This window comes from Allobrachymonas chironomi DSM 19884 (genome assembly GCF_000374625.1).
GTDB lineage: Bacteria > Pseudomonadota > Gammaproteobacteria > Burkholderiales > Burkholderiaceae_C > Brachymonas > Brachymonas chironomi.
Genome location: NZ_KB894765.1, coordinates 204,173 through 221,152 on the forward strand (window position 1 = coordinate 204,173; position 16,980 = coordinate 221,152).

The 16,980-nt window shown below is 62.8% G+C and carries 19 protein-coding genes and 1 tRNA gene; 6 read left to right on the forward strand and 14 right to left on the reverse strand.

Going from position 1 to position 16,980, the window contains the following annotated elements; all coding sequences use genetic code 11:
• Positions 1-49: 49 nt before the first annotated feature.
• From fabG to C513_RS0101050, 6 genes are all read right to left on the reverse strand, one after another.
• A complete protein-coding gene (gene fabG, locus C513_RS0101025; RefSeq protein WP_018714166.1) occupies positions 50-793 on the reverse strand; it encodes a 3-oxoacyl-ACP reductase FabG in 744 nt (247 codons plus the stop codon).
• A gap of 27 nt (positions 794-820) precedes the next feature.
• Positions 821-1,771, reverse strand: coding sequence for an ACP S-malonyltransferase (gene fabD / locus C513_RS0101030; RefSeq protein ID WP_018714167.1), 951 nt, complete (start codon positions 1,769-1,771; stop codon positions 821-823).
• Between the two features lie 88 nt (positions 1,772-1,859).
• Positions 1,860-2,837, reverse strand: a complete 978-nt coding sequence (locus C513_RS0101035; protein ID WP_018714168.1) for a beta-ketoacyl-ACP synthase III — start codon at positions 2,835-2,837, stop codon at positions 1,860-1,862.
• 119 nt (positions 2,838-2,956) lie between these two features.
• Entirely contained in the window at positions 2,957-4,030 is a 1,074-nt protein-coding gene (gene plsX / locus C513_RS0101040; protein ID WP_018714169.1) for a phosphate acyltransferase PlsX, read from the reverse strand.
• 106 nt (positions 4,031-4,136) lie between these two features.
• Positions 4,137-4,319: a 50S ribosomal protein L32 gene (gene rpmF, locus C513_RS0101045; protein ID WP_018714170.1), complete on the reverse strand. Its 183-nt coding sequence runs from the start codon at positions 4,317-4,319 to the stop codon at positions 4,137-4,139.
• A gap of 216 nt (positions 4,320-4,535) precedes the next feature.
• Positions 4,536-5,000 (reverse strand): YceD family protein, encoded by a 465-nt coding sequence (locus C513_RS0101050; protein WP_018714171.1) that lies wholly within the window; start codon positions 4,998-5,000, stop codon positions 4,536-4,538.
• Positions 5,001-5,136: 136 nt separating this feature from the next.
• Between C513_RS0101050 and C513_RS0101055 the strand changes: the two genes are divergently transcribed.
• Complete coding sequence (locus tag C513_RS0101055; protein WP_018714172.1) at positions 5,137-5,757, forward strand: Maf family protein; 621 nt, start codon at positions 5,137-5,139, stop codon at positions 5,755-5,757.
• Positions 5,754-6,536 carry an SAM-dependent methyltransferase gene (locus tag C513_RS0101060; protein ID WP_018714173.1) on the forward strand — a complete coding sequence of 261 codons (783 nt, stop codon included), beginning with the start codon at positions 5,754-5,756 and terminating at the stop codon, positions 6,534-6,536. The genes C513_RS0101055 and C513_RS0101060 overlap by 4 nt, the downstream gene beginning before the upstream one ends.
• 46 nt (positions 6,537-6,582) lie before the next feature.
• Here the strand turns inward: C513_RS0101060 and C513_RS0101065 are convergent, their stop codons facing one another.
• Both C513_RS0101065 and C513_RS0101070 read right to left on the reverse strand, forming a co-directional pair.
• Complete coding sequence (locus tag C513_RS0101065) at positions 6,583-6,876, reverse strand: H-NS histone family protein (protein WP_018714174.1); 294 nt, start codon at positions 6,874-6,876, stop codon at positions 6,583-6,585.
• A gap of 96 nt (positions 6,877-6,972) precedes the next feature.
• Positions 6,973-8,289 carry a hemolysin family protein gene (locus tag C513_RS0101070; RefSeq protein ID WP_018714175.1) on the reverse strand — a complete coding sequence of 439 codons (1,317 nt, stop codon included), beginning with the start codon at positions 8,287-8,289 and terminating at the stop codon, positions 6,973-6,975.
• Positions 8,290-8,315: 26 nt separating this feature from the next.
• Here C513_RS0101070 and C513_RS0101075 point away from each other — a divergent pair, with 26 nt between their 5' ends.
• Entirely contained in the window at positions 8,316-9,143 is an 828-nt protein-coding gene (locus tag C513_RS0101075) for a symmetrical bis(5'-nucleosyl)-tetraphosphatase (RefSeq protein ID WP_033394760.1), read from the forward strand.
• Between the two features lie 12 nt (positions 9,144-9,155).
• Here C513_RS0101075 and C513_RS0101080 read toward each other — a convergent pair whose 3' ends face one another.
• From C513_RS0101080 to dcd, 3 genes are all read right to left on the reverse strand, one after another.
• On the reverse strand, positions 9,156-10,625 hold the full coding sequence (locus C513_RS0101080; protein WP_018714177.1) for a DEAD/DEAH box helicase: 1,470 nt from the start codon (positions 10,623-10,625) through the stop codon (positions 9,156-9,158).
• 92 nt (positions 10,626-10,717) lie between these two features.
• Positions 10,718-11,587 carry a KPN_02809 family neutral zinc metallopeptidase gene (gene ypfJ, locus C513_RS0101085; RefSeq protein WP_018714178.1) on the reverse strand — a complete coding sequence of 290 codons (870 nt, stop codon included), beginning with the start codon at positions 11,585-11,587 and terminating at the stop codon, positions 10,718-10,720.
• A 115-nt stretch (positions 11,588-11,702) separates the two neighbouring features.
• Complete coding sequence (dcd, locus tag C513_RS0101090) at positions 11,703-12,272, reverse strand: dCTP deaminase (RefSeq protein WP_018714179.1); 570 nt, start codon at positions 12,270-12,272, stop codon at positions 11,703-11,705.
• A gap of 166 nt (positions 12,273-12,438) precedes the next feature.
• On the opposite strand from dcd, the gene cobA reads away from it, so the two are divergent.
• Positions 12,439-13,245 carry a uroporphyrinogen-III C-methyltransferase gene (cobA, locus tag C513_RS12355; RefSeq protein ID WP_051084364.1) on the forward strand — a complete coding sequence of 269 codons (807 nt, stop codon included), beginning with the start codon at positions 12,439-12,441 and terminating at the stop codon, positions 13,243-13,245.
• On the opposite strand, the gene C513_RS0101100 is transcribed toward cobA, so the two are convergent.
• Positions 13,237-13,548 (reverse strand): c-type cytochrome, encoded by a 312-nt coding sequence (locus tag C513_RS0101100; protein ID WP_026320409.1) that lies wholly within the window; start codon positions 13,546-13,548, stop codon positions 13,237-13,239. The genes cobA and C513_RS0101100 overlap by 9 nt on opposite strands.
• A gap of 400 nt (positions 13,549-13,948) precedes the next feature.
• Here C513_RS0101100 and C513_RS12360 point away from each other — a divergent pair, with 400 nt between their 5' ends.
• Together C513_RS12360 and C513_RS12365 are read left to right on the forward strand one after the other, a co-directional pair.
• Complete coding sequence (locus C513_RS12360) at positions 13,949-14,521, forward strand: hemerythrin domain-containing protein (protein WP_018714182.1); 573 nt, start codon at positions 13,949-13,951, stop codon at positions 14,519-14,521.
• A 46-nt stretch (positions 14,522-14,567) separates the two neighbouring features.
• Entirely contained in the window at positions 14,568-15,068 is a 501-nt protein-coding gene (locus C513_RS12365) for a hypothetical protein (protein ID WP_018714183.1), read from the forward strand.
• 63 nt (positions 15,069-15,131) lie between these two features.
• Here the strand turns inward: C513_RS12365 and C513_RS0101115 are convergent.
• Both C513_RS0101115 and C513_RS0101120 read right to left on the reverse strand, forming a co-directional pair.
• Positions 15,132-15,219: transfer RNA gene (locus tag C513_RS0101115), tRNA-Ser, on the reverse strand.
• Between the two features lie 43 nt (positions 15,220-15,262).
• A complete protein-coding gene (locus C513_RS0101120; RefSeq protein WP_018714184.1) occupies positions 15,263-16,885 on the reverse strand; it encodes a phosphoethanolamine transferase in 1,623 nt (540 codons plus the stop codon).
• Positions 16,886-16,980 lie beyond the last annotated feature (95 nt).

Consider the following 16,980-nt stretch of genomic DNA (forward strand, 5'->3'; position numbering starts at 1 on the left):
CAGACTGCCGGGAAATCCATATCCCTGCGCCTGTATGGATCATATCTTATCAGGCCATGAACATGCCGCCATTGACATGCAGTTCCTGTCCGGTAATGTAGCCATTGTCGGCCGCTGCCAGGAAAGCCACGGCACGTGCCACATCCTGCGGTGAACCCAGGTGACCCATGGGAATCTGCGCCATCAGGGCCTTCTGCTGCTCCTCACCCAGTTCGGCGGTCATGTCGGTGGCGATAAAGCCCGGTGCCACGCAATTGACGGTGATGCCACGACTGCCCAGTTCGCGTGCCAGGGCGCGCGTCATGCCGGCCACGCCAGCCTTGGCTGCAGCGTAATTGGCCTGACCCGGATTGCCGGAGGCGCCCACCACGCTGGTGATGCTGACGATGCGACCATGACGCTGCTTCATCATCGGCTTGATGACGGCGCGGCTGACGCGGAACACCGCCTTGAGGTTGGTATCGAGCACGGCATCCCAGTCCGCGTCCTTGAGGCGCATGGCCAGCATGTCACGCGTGATGCCGGCGTTGTTCACCAGCACATGCAGTGCACCATGTTCCTTGACGATATCGGCAATCAGCGCCTCGACAGCGGCCAGATCGTTCACGTCCAGCACGGCGCCGCGGCAGCCGGGGAAAGCAGCCAGGGCCTGGTTGATGCCGTCGCGGCCCTTGTCGCTGGTGGCGGTGCCGATCACCAGGCAGCCGGCCTGGGCCAGTTCCTGGGCAATGGCGGCGCCGATGCCGCGTGAAGCGCCGGTCACCAGGGCGATACGGGGGGTGGAGCTAGTCATGTCCGGTTCCTTGTCTCTGGGGTTGTCTTATTGTTCCTGCTCAAGCAGGCTGCGTACCTCGGCCAGACTGGCCGGGTCAAACACGGAGGCGCTCACGATGGTGCCATCGATGCGTTTGTTCATGCCGGCCAGCACCTTGCCCGGACCACATTCCAGCACATGGTTGATGCCACGCGCCTGGATCGCCTGCACGCACTCGACCCAGCGCACCGGGCCGAATGCCTGGCGATACAGGGCATCGCGGATGCGCGCCGGATCGGTTTCAACGGCCACGTCGATATTGTTGACCACCGGAATCACGGGAGTCGCCAGTTCGGTGACAGCCAGCCTTTCGCGCAGGCGCTCGGCAGCAGGCTTCATCAGGCTGGAATGGAACGGTGCCGACACCGGCAGCGGCAGTGCGCGCTTGGCACCCATGTCCTTGAGCACCTTGCAGGCATGCTCGACACCGGCCTTGCTGCCGGCGATCACGGTCTGCGCGGTATCGTTGAAGTTGACCGCCTCGGCCACTTCACCGGGCACTTCCTGCATCGCCTGGGCACAGCCGGCGGCGACCTGATCTGCGGGCAGGCCGAGAATGGCCGCCATGGCGCCCTCACCCACCGGCACGGCTTCCTGCATCGCCTGGGCGCGGAAGCGCACCAACGGTGCCGCCTGGGCCAGCGTCAGCACGCCGGAAGCGACCAGCGCGGAGTACTCGCCCAGTGAATGACCAGCAACCACGGCCGGCTTCGGACCGCCTTCGGCCAGCCAGGCACGATACGCCGCCACCCCAGCCACCAGCATCACCGGCTGGGTATTGGTCGTCAGGGCCAGCGCTTCCTTGGGGCCTTCCTGGATCAGGCGGGCCACATCCTCGCCCAGGGCATCGGAGGCTTCTTTCAGGGTATCGGTCACGGCGGGATGATCGCCCCAGCCATCGAGCATGCCGACGGCTTGCGAGCCCTGACCGGGAAAAACAAATGCGAATTGCGTCATGGTGATTCAAACAGGGAATGCGCCGGCCACACAAGGCAACCGGCCTGAACAGACAGGCCTGGCAAAACTGCACGCCAGGGTGAAGAAATCAGTACTTGAGCAGCACGGAGCCCCAGGTAAAGCCACCGCCCACGCCTTCCAGCAGCAGGGTCTGGCCTGGCTGGATCTGGCCGGAGCGCACACCGGCATCGAGGGCCAGCGGAATCGAGGCCGCCGAGGTATTGCCCTGCTCTTCCAGCGTGACAATGACTTTGTCGGCCGGCAGGCGCAGCTTGCGTGCCGTGCTCATCATGATGCGGATATTGGCCTGGTGCGGCACCAGCCAGTCGACCTGCTCTTTCTCCATGCCGGCCTTGGCCAGCACGGCGGTCGCGGTTTTTTCGAGCAGGCCAACGGCCAGCTTGAACACGGCCTGGCCATCCATCTGCAGCAGCGGGCTGCCGCTGATCTCGCCGCCGGACACATGACCCGGCACATGCAGGATCTCGCGGTAGCTGCCATCGGCATGCAGGTCGGTCGCCAGGATGCCGGGCTGCTCGCTGGCTTCGAGCAGGATGGCACCAGCGCCATCGCCGAACAGCACACAGGTGGTACGGTCATCAAAATCGAGAATGCGGGAGAAGATTTCGGTGCCGATGACCAGCGCCTTGCGCGCCGTGCCGCTGCGGATCATGGCGTCGGCCACGGTCAGGGCATAGATGAAACCCGTGCACACCGCCTGCACGTCAAAGGCCGGACAACCGGCAATGCCCAGCTTGTGCTGCACGATGCTGGCCGTGGAGGGGAACACCATGTCCGGCGTGGAAGTGGCGACGATGATCAGGTCGACCTCGTCTGCCGATGCGCCGGCAGCCTCGAGTGCCTTGCGTGCGGCCTCGACCGCCAGATCGCTGCTGAAAGTGCCTTCATCGGCAAAATGGCGGGCTCGGATGCCGGTACGCTCGACAATCCATTCGTCGGACGTCTCGACACCACGCGCTGCCAGCTGCTCCACCAGCTGCTGGTTGGTCACGAAACGGGGCGGCAGATAGCTGCCGGTACCGGTGATACGGGAATACAGGGGCATGTTCTGATCTCGGAAAAATCGCCGTCAGTGCCAACCGTGCTGACACCCCTTGACGGAATAATGGATCATTCTAGCGCTGCCCGGCCTGCAACGCACCAGCCGGGAGACTGCCGGACTGACTATGCAGCCGCTTCCTGCTGTGGCAACTGCAGCGTGGCGGCACGGGCAATGCGCTGCTCCACACGCGACAGCAGCGCGTGACTGGCTGCCTCATGGGCGGTTTCCAGGGCGTAGCTGAAAGCCACTTCATCGGCCGAGCCATGGCTCTTGAATACCAGGCCGCGCAGTCCCAGCAGCGCGGCCCCGTTGTAACGGCGGTGATCCACACGCCGCTTGAAGCTGGCCAGCACCGGATAGGCCACCACGGCAATCAACCGGGTGAAGATGTTGCGCGAGAACTCCTGCTTCAGCAGGCTGGCTACCATCGAGGCCAGACCTTCGCTGGCCTTGAGTGCCACGTTGCCGACAAAACCATCGCAGACGACGATATCGGTCGTGCCCTTGAAGATGTCATTGCCCTCGACATTGCCATGGAAGTTGAGGATGCCGGCCTGGCCGGCTGCACGCAACAGCTCGCCCGCCTTCTTGACCACCTCGCTGCCCTTGATCGCCTCTTCGCCGATGTTGAGCAGACCGACCGTAGGGGATTCGTTGTTCAGTTGCACCGATACCAGCGCCGAGCCCATGATGCCGAACTGCAGCAGGTGCTCCGGTGTGCAATCCACATTGGCACCCAGATCCAGCACGGTGGTGGCACCCCCCTGTCCATTGGGCATCTGCGTGGCAATGGCAGGCCGGTCAATGCCATCGATGGTCTTGAGCACATAGCGCGCCACGGCCATCAAGGCGCCGGTATTGCCGGCCGATACCGCAGCCTGCGCCCACCCCTCCTTGACCTGCAAGATGGCCACGCGCATGGACGAGTCCTTTTTCTTGCGCAGGGCGATCTCGACCGGGTCATCCATGGTGACCACCTCGGACGCCGGCACGATGCCGATGCGCGCCTGCACCGCGGCAGCGCCCTTGAGACGCCCCCACTGCTCCTCGATCACGGCCTGCTGGCCGACCAGCAGCAGCCGGGCGGCAGGATGGGATTCCAGAAAGCGCACACAGGCCGGCAAGGTCGTTGCCAGTCCGTGATCCCCACCCATGCAGTCCACTGCCAGGGTCACTGTCTGCGTTGCATCCGTCATCTTTGAATCACTGCACCATGCGCATGCGGCAGCCAGAACTGCTGCCAGCAAGAAAAAGAAAAGCCCGAGGCTGCTAGAGCGTCGGGCCCTGTCATCAGACCTGGAATCAGGCTTCGGACTTGTTCTTCAGCACCTGACGGCCACGGTAGAAACCGTTGGGGCTGATGTGGTGGCGCAGGTGCAGTTCACCGGTCGTGGGTTCGGTCACGACATTGGGTGCCGTCAGGGCATTGTGGGAACGGTGCATGCCGCGCTTGGAAGGAGATTTCTTGTTTTGCTGAACGGCCATGGTCCGCTCCTCTGAAAAAGTTGAATGGAATAACTGGGTTTGCCGGCATGACAGCGCCATGCGCCATGTGATCATGGCCGGACCCTCGCGATCCCGGGCGTTTTTGCCTGCAGATTGCCGACACAGGACAAACCTGATCAGCAGTAAGAGGAAGATTATAGCCGCATTTCTGCAAGCCCGACAAGCCGGATTGTGCCGACTACGCCACGGCCCGGATCAGGACCTGGGTTTTTTCAGCGCTTCCAGGGCGGCAAAGGGGTTGGGCTTCTCGGCCTCCTCTTCGCGGAAATCGGCTGTCTGCACCTGCATGCGCGGCTGCTGCGGACACACGTCATGCCGAGGCGCCACCGGCAGCTCCATCAGCAGCTCGTCTTCGATCAGGCCGTGCAGGTCGAAATCGCGGCTGATGACCAGCACATCGTCTTCCAACTCGTCATCCAGCATTTCTGCCGTGGCCTCGTCGCGCACGAAGCGGAAACGGCGCGACACCTGCAGCGGCTGGCGCATCGGCTCCAGACAGCGCTGGCACTGCAGCGGCAGGTCCACCCCGATGTCGAGTTCAAGCCAGCACTCCGGGCTGCCTCCCAGCACCGGCACCAGCAGGCCCTGTGCCTGCCAGCGTACCGGCGTGTCCTGATCGGTGTCCAGCACCTCATCGGCCAGCCGCGGGTAGTGCGACAATACCGTTTCGCCTGCGAGACATGCCCCAGCCTCGGCAAATGCCGCAATGTCCAGGTGCTGCGCTGAGAATGGCGGCGCTTCACGCCCGCCCTGTTGTTTGTCCGTAGCCATAACCCACAGTGTAAAAGAATCTGCCATGTCCGACACTGCCCTGCCCCGCATCATTCTTGCTTCCACCTCGCCCTATCGCCGTGAACTGCTGCAGCGCCTGCACCTGCCTTTCGAGACGATCTCGCCGCAGGTCGATGAAGCACCGTTTGCCGGCGAGCAGCCGCGCAACCTGGCCAGACGTCTGGCCAGGGCCAAGGCACTCGCCGTGGCCGAACAGCACCCCGATGCGGTGGTGATTGGATCCGACCAGGTGGCCGACCTGCACGGCAAGCCGCTGGGCAAGCCGATGCAGCACGATCGCGCCGTGGCACAGCTGCGCGCCATGCGCGGCCAGACCGTGGTCTTTCACACTGCCGTGGCCGTGGTCTGCCTGGCACGTCAGCACACCGAAGTGGACGTGAGTCAGGTCAACGTCACCTTCCGCGACATCGATACCGGCATGAGCGACGCGGAAATCGAGGCCTATTTGCGGCTGGAACAGCCCTACGACTGCGCCGGTAGCGCCAAGAGCGAAGGCCTGGGCATCGCCCTGCTGGCGCGCATCCAGAACGATGACCCGACCGCCCTGATCGGCCTGCCGATGATCAAGACCTGCAGCATGTTGCGCGCCGCTGGCGTGTCGCTGCTGACCGGAGCGCGCGCATGAGCCGCACCGGCCGCCTGTTCCTCTGCCCGGCACCGCTGGACTTTGGCTGCGAACCGCCGTTGCCGGCGATTACCGACGTGCTGCCGGCCGGCACGCTGCAGACCATGGCCGGGCTGCAGTACTGGGCCTGCGAGAACGCCAAGACCCTGCGCCAGCTGCTCAAGCGCGTGGATGAAGTCGTGCCGCTGCAGCATCCGCTACAGGAAATGCAGATCAGCGTGCTGCCACGTGACATGCACAAGAAAGGCGATCATGCCGGCGGCTCGGCACGCTCCTGGCAACAGGAAGCACGGCAACTGCTGCAACCTGCGCTGCAAGGCCATGACATGGGCCTGGCCAGCGAGGCCGGCATGCCGGCAGTGGCTGATCCGGGTTCTTCGCTGGTGCGCGCTGCGCATGAGGTCGGCATCCAGGTTGTGCCACTGACCGGTCCGAGCTCGATATTGCTGGCACTGGCCGCCAGCGGCCTGAATGGCCAGAACTTTGCCTTTATCGGCTATTTGCCGCAGGATCCGGCAGCACGCGAAAAACGCCTGAAGGAACTGGAAAGTCTGGCACGCAAAACCGGCCAGGCGCAATTGTGGATTGAAACCCCTTATCGCAACAATGCCATGCTGGAACAGGTGTTGCGCGTCCTGTCACCCGACACCGTATTGTGCATTGCACATGGATTAACACTATCCAGCGCAGGCGTTACATCCGCGATGATTTCCCGCCATCGCCAATCACCGCCCCAGCTGCCGCCCAAAGTACCGGCCCTGTTTGGAATCGGTCCATGAAAAAACGCCATGCAGTGGCATGGCGTTTGGAGAGTAGCCCGAACGATCAGGCAATCAGATAATCGTCACGGTTCTTGTCCTGGATCCATTTCGGCGGCTTGCCACGACCGGTCCAGGTAGCACCGGTTTCAGGATCGCGGTATTTGGGAGCCACCTTGCTGCCAGTCGCAGCAACGCGGACACGGCCGCGGCCACCAAACAGGTCTGCTTCCGTCAGGTCATATTGTGCAATCAGTTCACGGCATTGCGCCACGGCGGCGGCCGTCTGCTCCTTGCGCGCTTGCTGGATCTTCAGCTCCAGCGCCTGTTTTTGCTGCATGAGGTCTTGCAGGGATTCCATTTCAACTCCTGGTGAGGAAAAAGCAGATACACGTCACGCGTACCCAACAGGCCGGATTATAGAAGCAAACCCGAACCGGATAAATATTCAGGCGCATCAATTTGTTTCAGGTGTTTGACGCGCCATCACCCACTCCACCCGTTTGCCTACCAGCTTGAGGACTTCGAAATCCCAGCCAGCACAACTGATAACCTGCCCTTCTACCGGCAGGCTGCCAGAAACAAACATCAGCAATCCGGCCAGCGTGTTGTAATGGGCCTTGTCTTCGCTGGGCAAATCCTCGATGTCCAGACGCGCCTTCAATTCACTGGCCGGAATCATGCCATCCAGCTTCCAGCTGCCATCCACCTGCGGCAAGGCCCAGGCCTCTTCATGCAATGCCGGCTGCAATTCACCGGTAATCGCTTCAAGCAGGTCACGGGGTGTCAGCAAACCCTGGATTTCACCATATTCATCCACCACGAAGACCATGCGCCCCACATGGCTGCGGTATTGCTCCAGCAGCTCCATGCCAGTCAGGGTTTCCGGCACGAAAATCGCCGGCTTGGAAAAGGATTCCAGCGGGCGCTCACGTTCGGTACGCACCACCTGCAGGATACGGCCGGTGCTCACGACACCCACCACATGGTCCAGCTCACCGTCCTTGCAGACCGGATACCAGGAGTGGGCATGGACAAACTTTTCGGGTGTGGCACCTGCTGTCAGACGCTCCAGCGCCTGGGCCGCCGTCATGTCCGCCTCCAGCCAGACGATGTCGCTGCGCGGCACCATGATGGAGGACAGCAGGCGGTCATCCAGGCCCAGCACGTTCTGCACCAGGCGGTGCTCCTGCTCCTCGATCAGGCCGGCATCGACCCCCTCTTCCAGGCTGGCCGCCAGCTCTTCCTCGGTCACGCGGTGTGTCACCGTGGTATCGATCGGCATCATGCGCAGCACCGCTTGCGTGGTGGTGGACAGCAGATAGACAAACGGCTTGGTCAGGCGCGCCAGTCCGGCCATGGGGCGGGAAATCCAGCGCGACACCGCTTCCGGATACAGCTGGCCAATGCGCTTGGGCACCAGTTCGCCAAAAATGATGGTGGTGAAGGTAATCACCGCCACCACCAGCGTGGTGGCCAATACCGAGGACACCGATTCAGGCGTACCCAGCCCCCGCAGCCATTCGGCCACGATCGGGCTGAAAGCCGCCTCGCCCACGATACCGTTGAGTACGCCGATGGAAGTGATGCCGACCTGCACTGTGGACAGGAACTGCGTCGGATTCGCCATCAGGCTGAGGGCAGAAGCCGCACCGGCATCTCCGGCAGCCGACATGGCCTCGAGACGTGCCTTGCGGCTGGAGGCAATCGCCAGCTCGGACATGGCAAAGATGCCGTTGAGCAGGGTCAGGAAAATGATAATCAGAAGGTCCATCAGTTCATTGGATAATGCAAGTCATCATGGGAATATACTGTATTGGTGACATACAGGGCTGCCAGAAGGCCTTCGAGGATCTGCTGCACGCCCTGGACTTCTCGCCCAGCCGCGATACCCTGTACGTGCTGGGCGATCTCGTCAATCGCGGGCCGGATTCGGCCGGCGTGCTGCGGCGCATGATGCAGCTCGAAGGCAGCGTGCATTGCCTGCTGGGCAACCACGACATCCACCTGCTGGCCGTAGCCCGCGGCATCCGTCCCATGGGCCGGCGCGATACCCTGTTCGACATCCTGCACGCAGCCGATGCCGGCGCGATGCTGGACTGGCTGCGCCGCCAGCCGCTGGCCCTGCATGCACACGGCTGCCTGATGGTGCATGCCGGCGTACAGCCCGGCTGGGATGTGGCTCAGACCTTGTCCTGCGCCAGCGAAATCAGCGAACAGCTGCAGGACAGGCACTGGGAACATTTCCTGACCGAGCTGTTCGGCAACGTGCCGGACCGCTGGAATGACCGGTTGCAGGGCATGGATCGTGCTCGCGTGATCGTCAATACGCTGACACGCATCCGCTTCCTGGATGTGGATGGGCATATGGATTTCGGTCACAAGCGCGGGCTGGACGAAGCTCCCAGACACCTGATTCCCTGGTTTGCCCATCCGCTGCGCCGCACCATGGATACGCTGGTGGCTTTTGGCCACTGGTCGGCGCTGGGTCTGATCAGGCGCCACAACCTGCTGTCGCTGGACACTGGCGCCGTCTGGGGGGGCGAGCTGACGGCGGTGGAAATCCTGCCACCGGGCCGGCCCGGACGCATGGTGCAGGTCCGGAGCCTGACCAGCGCCGAATTCTGAACCTCAGGGTGCTCAGTTGTCCTGGCTGTCGTCGGCACGCGGCGCAGCCGGCTTGAACAGGGCTGCCACGGCTCGCTTGGGACGGATGTTGGCGCTCAGGCCAGGGCGCGTGGCAGGGCTGCGTGGCGCGCTCTTTTCCCAGGATGCCGCTTCGGCATGCGCCGGGGCCTCGTAGGGTTTGTCAAAGAAAGGATCGACCAGCTTGGGGGCACGGCGGTAACGGTCGCCCTGCGGTTCGCGCTCCTCATGGCTGCGGCGCGGCTCGCGGCGGCGCTCGCCCCCATCGCTGCGGTACTCGCCACGCGGACCACGGCTGCCGCCACGGGCTTCCAGTGCGATCTCCAGCGGCTGGATCTTCTGGTTGGTCAGCTTGCCGATCTCGGCCACATGCTTGCCGTCGGCATTGCCGACCAGGCTGATCGCCAGACCTTCGGCGCCGGCCCGGCCGGTGCGGCCAATGCGGTGCACATAGTCTTCGGCATGGAACGGCAGGTCATAGTTGAACACCGCCGGCACGTCCTTGATGTCCAGACCGCGTGCGGCCACATCGGTACAGATCAGGTAATCGACCTCGCCGGCCTTGAACGCTTCCAGCGCCTTCAGACGCTCGTCCTGGCTCTTGTCGCCATGCAGTGCGGCGGTCTTGAAGCCGTCACGCTCCAGGGCGCGTGCCAGCCGGCCACAGCCCAGCTTGCTGTTGGTGAACACAAACGCCTGCTTGACCCCGTTCTGGCGAATCAGCTGCGCCAGCATGGGACGCTTGTCCTCATCGCTGGAGACGCGCACAAAGCGCTGCTCCACGGTGGAGGCCGTCGCGTTGGAGCGGGCCACCTCGATCGTGACCGGATTCTGCAGATAGCTGCCGGCCAGACGCTTGATGTCGTTGGAAAAGGTGGCCGAGAACAGCAGCGTGGTGCGCTGCTTGGGCAGATAGGCGAGGATGCGCTCCAGATCCGGCAGAAAGCCGATATCCAGCATGCGGTCGGCTTCATCCAGCACCACGTACTCGACCTGGTTCAGCACACAGTTGCGCGCCTCGATATGGTCCAGCAGACGTCCCGGCGTGGCCACCAGTACCTCGACGCCCTTTTTCAGCTCGGCGGTCTGCGGCTTCATGTCCATGCCGCCAAACACCACGGCAGAGCGCAGATTGGTGTACTGGGCGTACTGCTTGATCTGCTGCGCGACCTGATCGGCCAGTTCACGTGTGGGCAGCAGCACCAGCGCGCGCACCGGGTGGCGCGCCGGCGACATCGAGGTGTTGTCGTGCTTGAGCAGACGCTGCAGCAGTGGCAGCGAGAACGCCGCGGTCTTGCCGGTACCGGTCTGGGCCGCACCCATCACGTCCTGACCGGCCAGCACCACGGGAATGGCCTGGGCCTGGATCGGCGTGGTCTGGACATAGCCCATCTCGGCAACGGCGCGCTGGATGGGTTCTGCCAGGGGAAGCTGGGCGTAGGCGATAGTGGCGTTTTCTGTCATGCAGGGTGTGTCTCAAGTGGACGGCAGGCACAAAGCCTGATAGCCAAGGTGCGGATAACACCTTGGCGCGTGGGACGCTGGCAGCAGCCCGATCAGAGACTGCTGGCGTTGAACGTGTCGCAGGCCTGTACCGAGCCTGTCTGGATACCGGTCGTGAACCAGCGGACGCGTTGCGCGCTGGAGCCATGCGTGAAGCTGTCGGGGACTACATAGCCCTGACTGCGCTTCTGGATGGCATCATCCCCGATTTTAGCCGCTGCATCCATGGCGCGCTCGATATCTCCATTTTCGAGGATCTGGCGCGACTTGTGGGCATGGTGGCCCCAGACACCTGCCAGACAGTCGGCCTGCAGCTCCAGACGCACGCTCAGGGCGTTCATCTGGGTCTCGCTGATGCGGCCGCGCATGGCATCCACCTTGTCGGTAATTCCCAACAGATTCTGCACATGGTGGCCTACTTCGTGGGCAATCACGTAGGCTTGGGCGAATTCGCCGTCGGCACCGAGGTCACGCTTGAGCGTGTTGAAAAAGTCCAGATCCAGGTAAACCTTCTGGTCGCCCGGGCAATAGAACGGCCCCATGGCAGACTGGCCGGTACCGCAGGCCGTGGGCGTCACGCCACGGTACAGCACCAGCTTGGGCTCCTGGTAACGGCCGCCAGACTGCGTGAACAGCTGGCTCCAGACGTCCTCGGTGTCAGCCAGCACGGTAGAGACAAAAGCGCCCTGCGGATCATTGGCAGGCGGTGCCGGGGCCGGCTGCTGCACCTGCGGCGAACCACCCGCACCGGACAGCACGCCAATCGTGGTCAGCGGGTTCACCCCGAAAAACACAAAGCCCAGGATGGCCAGCACGATGGTGCCGATACCGATGCTGCGGCCACCGAAGCCAAAGCCGCCGCCACCGCGCTGGCCCCGGCGGTCCTCCACATTGCCCGATCGGCGATTGCCTTCCCATTTCATGCTGTGCTCCTGTTCCCTAGCTGCCCGTGACCGGGGGACTTTGGCGGATTATGCGCGATTCCGCCTGCGCGTGCCTGTCAGCCGTTTCCTGCAGGACATGCAGGACCAGCAGCCATCAGGTCTTGGGCAGCGTCACGCCAACCTGCCCCTGGTACTTGCCACCGCGATCCTTGTAGGAGGTCTCGCAGACTTCATCGCTTTCAAAGAACAGCACCTGGGCACAGCCTTCGCCCGCGTAGATCTTGGCCGGCAGTGGCGTGGTATTGCTGAACTCCAGCGTCACGTAACCCTCCCATTCAGGCTCGAACGGGGTGACGTTGACAATGATGCCGCAGCGCGCGTAGGTGCTCTTGCCGAGGCAGATCGTCAGCACGTTGCGCGGAATGCGGAAATACTCGACCGTCCGTGCCAGCGCGAAGCTGTTCGGCGGAATGATGCAGACATCGCTGTGGATATCGACAAAGCTCTTTTCGTCGAAATTCTTCGGGTCCACCACCGTGCTGTGGATATTGGTGAACACCTTGAATTCCGGGGCGCAGCGGATGTCGTAGCCATAGCTGCTGGTGCCATAGCTGACGATCCTCTGGCCGTCAGCACCTTGGCGCACCTGGCCGGGTTCGAATGGCTCGATCATGCCGTGTTGCTCTGCCATGCGACGGATCCACTTGTCGCTCTTGATACTCATGCTGCGCCTCTGTTCGGGTTATCTTGGTAATGCCTTGATTTTATGCCGGCTGTGCGGAAGAAACAGCCACACTGCCCCGCATTGTGGCCGTCAATGGCGGCAGCGTCACCATAAAACCGCCTGCAGCTGTATACACTAGGCGCTTTTCCGCTTCCTGCCCACTGTCATGTCGTCTTCTCCTGCCGTTCTTCATCCTGTCAGCCTGGTGGGTGCCGGCCCCGGTGCCGCCGACCTGCTGACCTTGCGCGCCCTGCAGCGCCTGCAACAGGCCGATGTGGTGTTGTACGACCTGCTGGTCTCGCCGGAGATCCTGGCGCTGTTACCGGACAGCTGCGAGCGCATCTGTGTCGGCAAACGCTCCAGCCAGCACACGCTGCCACAGCAGGAAATCAACCGCCTGATCGTGGCCCAGGCGCAGCAGGCACGGCGCGTGGTGCGACTCAAGGGAGGGGATCCGTTCATCTTTGGTCGTGGCGGCGAGGAAATGCAGGAACTGGCCGCCGCCGGCATTGCCTGCGAGGTGGTGCCCGCCGTCACGGCTGCCATGGGCGCAGCCGCAGCCAGCGGCATTCCGCTGACGCATCGTGATCATGCACAAATGGTGAGTTTCGTCACCGGTCACCGCCGCATGGATGACGGATGCGCCAGCCTGGACTGGATCCGTCTGCTGGGCCCCGAGTCCACGCTGGTGATTTACATGGGTCTGGGCGAGGCAACGCGTATTGCGGCCGAGTTGATGGAGCACGGCGCACATGCTGCCGATACGCCGATGGCGATCGTGTCCTGTGCCACTACGCCGCAGCAGCATATCGTGCGCACCACACTGGGCGCATTGCCGCAGGCACTGCAGGACGAGCGGCTGGTGTCGCCTGCCCTGCTGATCATTGGCAGCGTCACCACGCTGCACGAAGAGCTGTATCCGCTGATCTGCCAGGCGCAAGCCATGCGCCTGGAGGCCCCTGCATCAAAGTGACAGGATCCAGCGTGCCAGCTGCTGCGCCTCGGCTTCGGAGACCTGGGGGCTGGCCGGCATCGGGATGCTGCCAAAGGTACCCGAGCCGCCTTCGCGAATCTTGCGCGCCAAGGTAGCTTCGACACCCTTGCCCTTGTACTTGAGGGCAATGTCCTTGTAGGACGGCCCCACCACCTTCTTGTCCACCGTGTGGCAGGACAGGCAGTTCTTGGAACGTGCCAGGGACTCGGAGGCATGCGCACCCTGTGCCACAGCCAGTAGCAGACCGGCAGCGATCAAGGCAGGGACAACAGAGACTTTCATGGAAACTTTCCTTGCTGTGCCCGGAATGGACACCTGTATGGCATGAGATTATCTCATCCTGGCAAAAGTTCCCTGCTGCCGTGCGGACAAGAAAAAACCATGTGGGCGCGGACACCGACATGGTTCAAGTATGGAGGTCAGGAGATTCGCCACATCTCATCGCCGGCATTCATCTGCACTCGCAGGTATCGGATGAACCCGTTGGCTGGTGCTTTTCCAGTCCACTGACCGAGGCCTTCAGGTTAACGGCAGCGCTTGCGATTCCGATCAGGGCATACCCTGTGCAGCGTCACAAAAAATGCAAAAAACTGTAAGTCGGCTAAGCCAATCGGGGAATCGGCAAACCGCACTTTGATGGGCGACAATGCCTGCATATCCCCAGGAGATGCAGGAGAAGCGTATGAAACCCGTGCAGCTGACCGAGCCCGGCCAACAGCAAGCCGCCAGTTTCGAGAACCCCGAGTCCATGCTGCTGGCCTGCCACCAGCGGGTGCAGCGCATGTGCGCCCTGTTGCTGCGGCTGCATGCCCATGCCGGCCAGCATGGGGCCGACGAGCAGGCACGCCGGGCCGCGGCCGATATCATGCGCTACTTCGACATGGCCGGTCCGCACCACCACGAGGACGAAGAGCGTCATCTGGTGCCACGCATGCTGGCCAGCGAAGATGCGGCACAAATCCATATGGCAGAAAACATCCTGCGCCAGCACAAGGATCTGGATCAGGCCTGGGCAGAGCTGCGCCCGCTGCTGGTCCGGCTGACCGAAGGCGATGCAGACCCGCTGCTCGGCCATGAAACCCTGTGCCTGCGCTTTGCCCAGATGTACCAGTCGCATATCGAGCTGGAAGAGCTGCATGCCTACCCGGCGGTTTTCCCCGGCATGGATGCGGACGTACTGCAGCAGGCCGGCGAAGAGATGGCGCAGCGCCGCGTGGAACAACCGGTGCTGCAAACGCCGGTCAATCCGGCCTGACGACTTGGGCTAGGATAGCGGCATGTCCCGGCAGCCAGGAGCCACCATGTCCCAGCCCTCTTCTCCCGCCACCACCGACTCCCCGAATCAGGAACGCCGCCTGCTGGTGCGCCTGACCGGTGCACTGGGGGCTTTTGCCGGCATGATCCTGGCCGGCTGCGGCATCACCATCGGCGGCAGCGGTGCACGCGGACCGCAGGACATGGCCTACCGCCGCCGTGCCGCCCAGCACTTGTACCAGCGGAATCCCGCCCATGTCTACCACGGCCAGCTGCCGCCCATGCTGCACGCGATTGCAGTGATGGAAGTGCGCATTGGGGGCAATGGCCGGGTACAGGGTATCCGCTGGCGTCGCCGCCCGGACCATGCGCCCGAAGTGGTGCAGCTGGCGAATCGCATGGTGCAGGCAGCCTCCCCCTTTCCGGCGCCAGGTGGCATGGGCGTGACCTATACCGATACCTGGCTGTTTGTGGACAGCCAGCGTTTCCAGCTGGATGCGATTACCGAGGGGCAGCAAAGCTACGCAAGTGGCGAGCAGGAATGGTGAAGCACTTCAGTGCATGAGCCACGCACGAAAAAGGCTGTCACAAGGACAGCCTGATAGGGATTCTGGCGGAAGCGGTGAGATTCGAACTCACGGACCCTTGCAGGTCGGCGGTTTTCAAGACCGCTGGATTAAACCACTCTCCCACGCTTCCGGAACCTGAGATTGTAGCGGCATTCCGGCAGCTTACCCACCATTCAACCCACCTTGCAGCCCGCAAACAGATCCAGGTCACGCTGGTAGAGCGCGGTTTTCACGTTCATGGCGCCCAGCACCGAATGGAACAGGTTGTCGTGCGAGTGCGGCTTGCCGGCCTGCGTCTTGAGGCAGGCCGCATCCAGGCCCCGGTCGGCGTAGAAGTCCTTCGAACCCCAGAATACCATCGGCACATGGATTTGCCCATCCGGTGCCACGGCATAAGGCGCAGCGTGCAGGAACATGCCGTTTTCGCCCAGCGATTCGCCATGGTCGGACAGGTAGAGCAAGGCCGGACTGATCCCGGGCGTCTGCTGCAGCAGCTGGATGGTATCGGCCAGCATGGCATCCTGGGCCACCACGGTGTTCTGATAGGTGTTGAGCAGCTGTTCGCGGCTGCAGTCCTGCATCTGGTTGGTATCGCAAGTCGGGGTGAACTTGCGATACTGGTCCGGATAACGCTCGAAATAGGCCGGACCGTGGCTGCCATTGGCATGCAGCACGATCACGGCATCGCCAGTCAGCGTGGTCAAGGTCTGTTTGAGCGGTTCCAGCATGGTGCTGTCAAAACACAGATTGCCATGGCACTGTTCCTTCGGGGCTTCCAGGTAGATATCGCGGTGCGGGATGCGGTCACAGATACCCTTGCAGCCGCTGTCATTTTCCAGCCAGGCGGTAGCCACGCCGGCGCGCTTCAGCACATCCATCAGGTTTTCCTGATGCTTGGCCCGGTTGCCGTTGAAATCCGCATGCGTTTCGGGCGAAAACATGCAGGGCACGGACACTGCCGTCGAGGTGCCACAAGCCGTCATGTCCGGGTAATTGATGACATCCGGCATGGCCGCCAGACGCGGAGTGGTGGCCGGCGCGCCGGGATTCAGGCCCCAGCTGGCGGCACGCGTGGTTTCCCCCACCACGACCACCAGCACCTGCTTGCGCGGGCTCGCCGCTGTACTGGTCACACGCTGCGCATCCAGCCCGATCGGCTCGAACGGACGGCTGGCATCGTAGGCGTTGTAACCGGTCTTGATGCCGGCATAGACCAGCGCCATTGGCAGCATCTGGTTCTTCAGATCCTTGTTGTTGCGGAAGAAAGAGGCGTAGTTCTGGTAGCCCATGGCGGCAATGCCCAGGACCACCAGGATCGGAACCAGCATGCCGGCGACACGCCATGCAGCGGCGCGCCATTGGCTGGCAGCCGGCCTGATCCGGACATATTTCAGGTACAGCCAGGCCGGCAGCACGCCGGTCAGCAGCGCCCAGCCGATGAAGCGCGGATTGATCCAGGCACGTGCCTCGTTGGGATCGGTCTGCAGGATGTTCTGGATCTGGTCGGCATTGAAATAGATGTTTTGCGTCATCACGGCCCAGGAGGCCGCTGCACTGAGCACCAGCAACAGCGGCACCACGATGCGATGCACGCGCGGCCAGAACAGCAGCTGCAGAACCAGGTACAGCACGGCTGCCACCAGCAGCGGCAAGGTCAGCCACAAATACAGCTGGTTGCCGGCATGGTGTTGCAGGGTCTGCTGCGCCACATTGCGCCAGAAACCGACGTTGTAGACCAGCAGTGAAAACAGGGTCACCAGGCCAATGCTCTGGTTGGGCGTGAGGGAAAGTCGCATGAGCCACCTTGTATGCATGATGGCGCCCATGCTCGGGCGGCCAGCTTAAGCGACCCTTAATTTCCCAGCCATGCGGGGACAAAAAAACCGGTGTC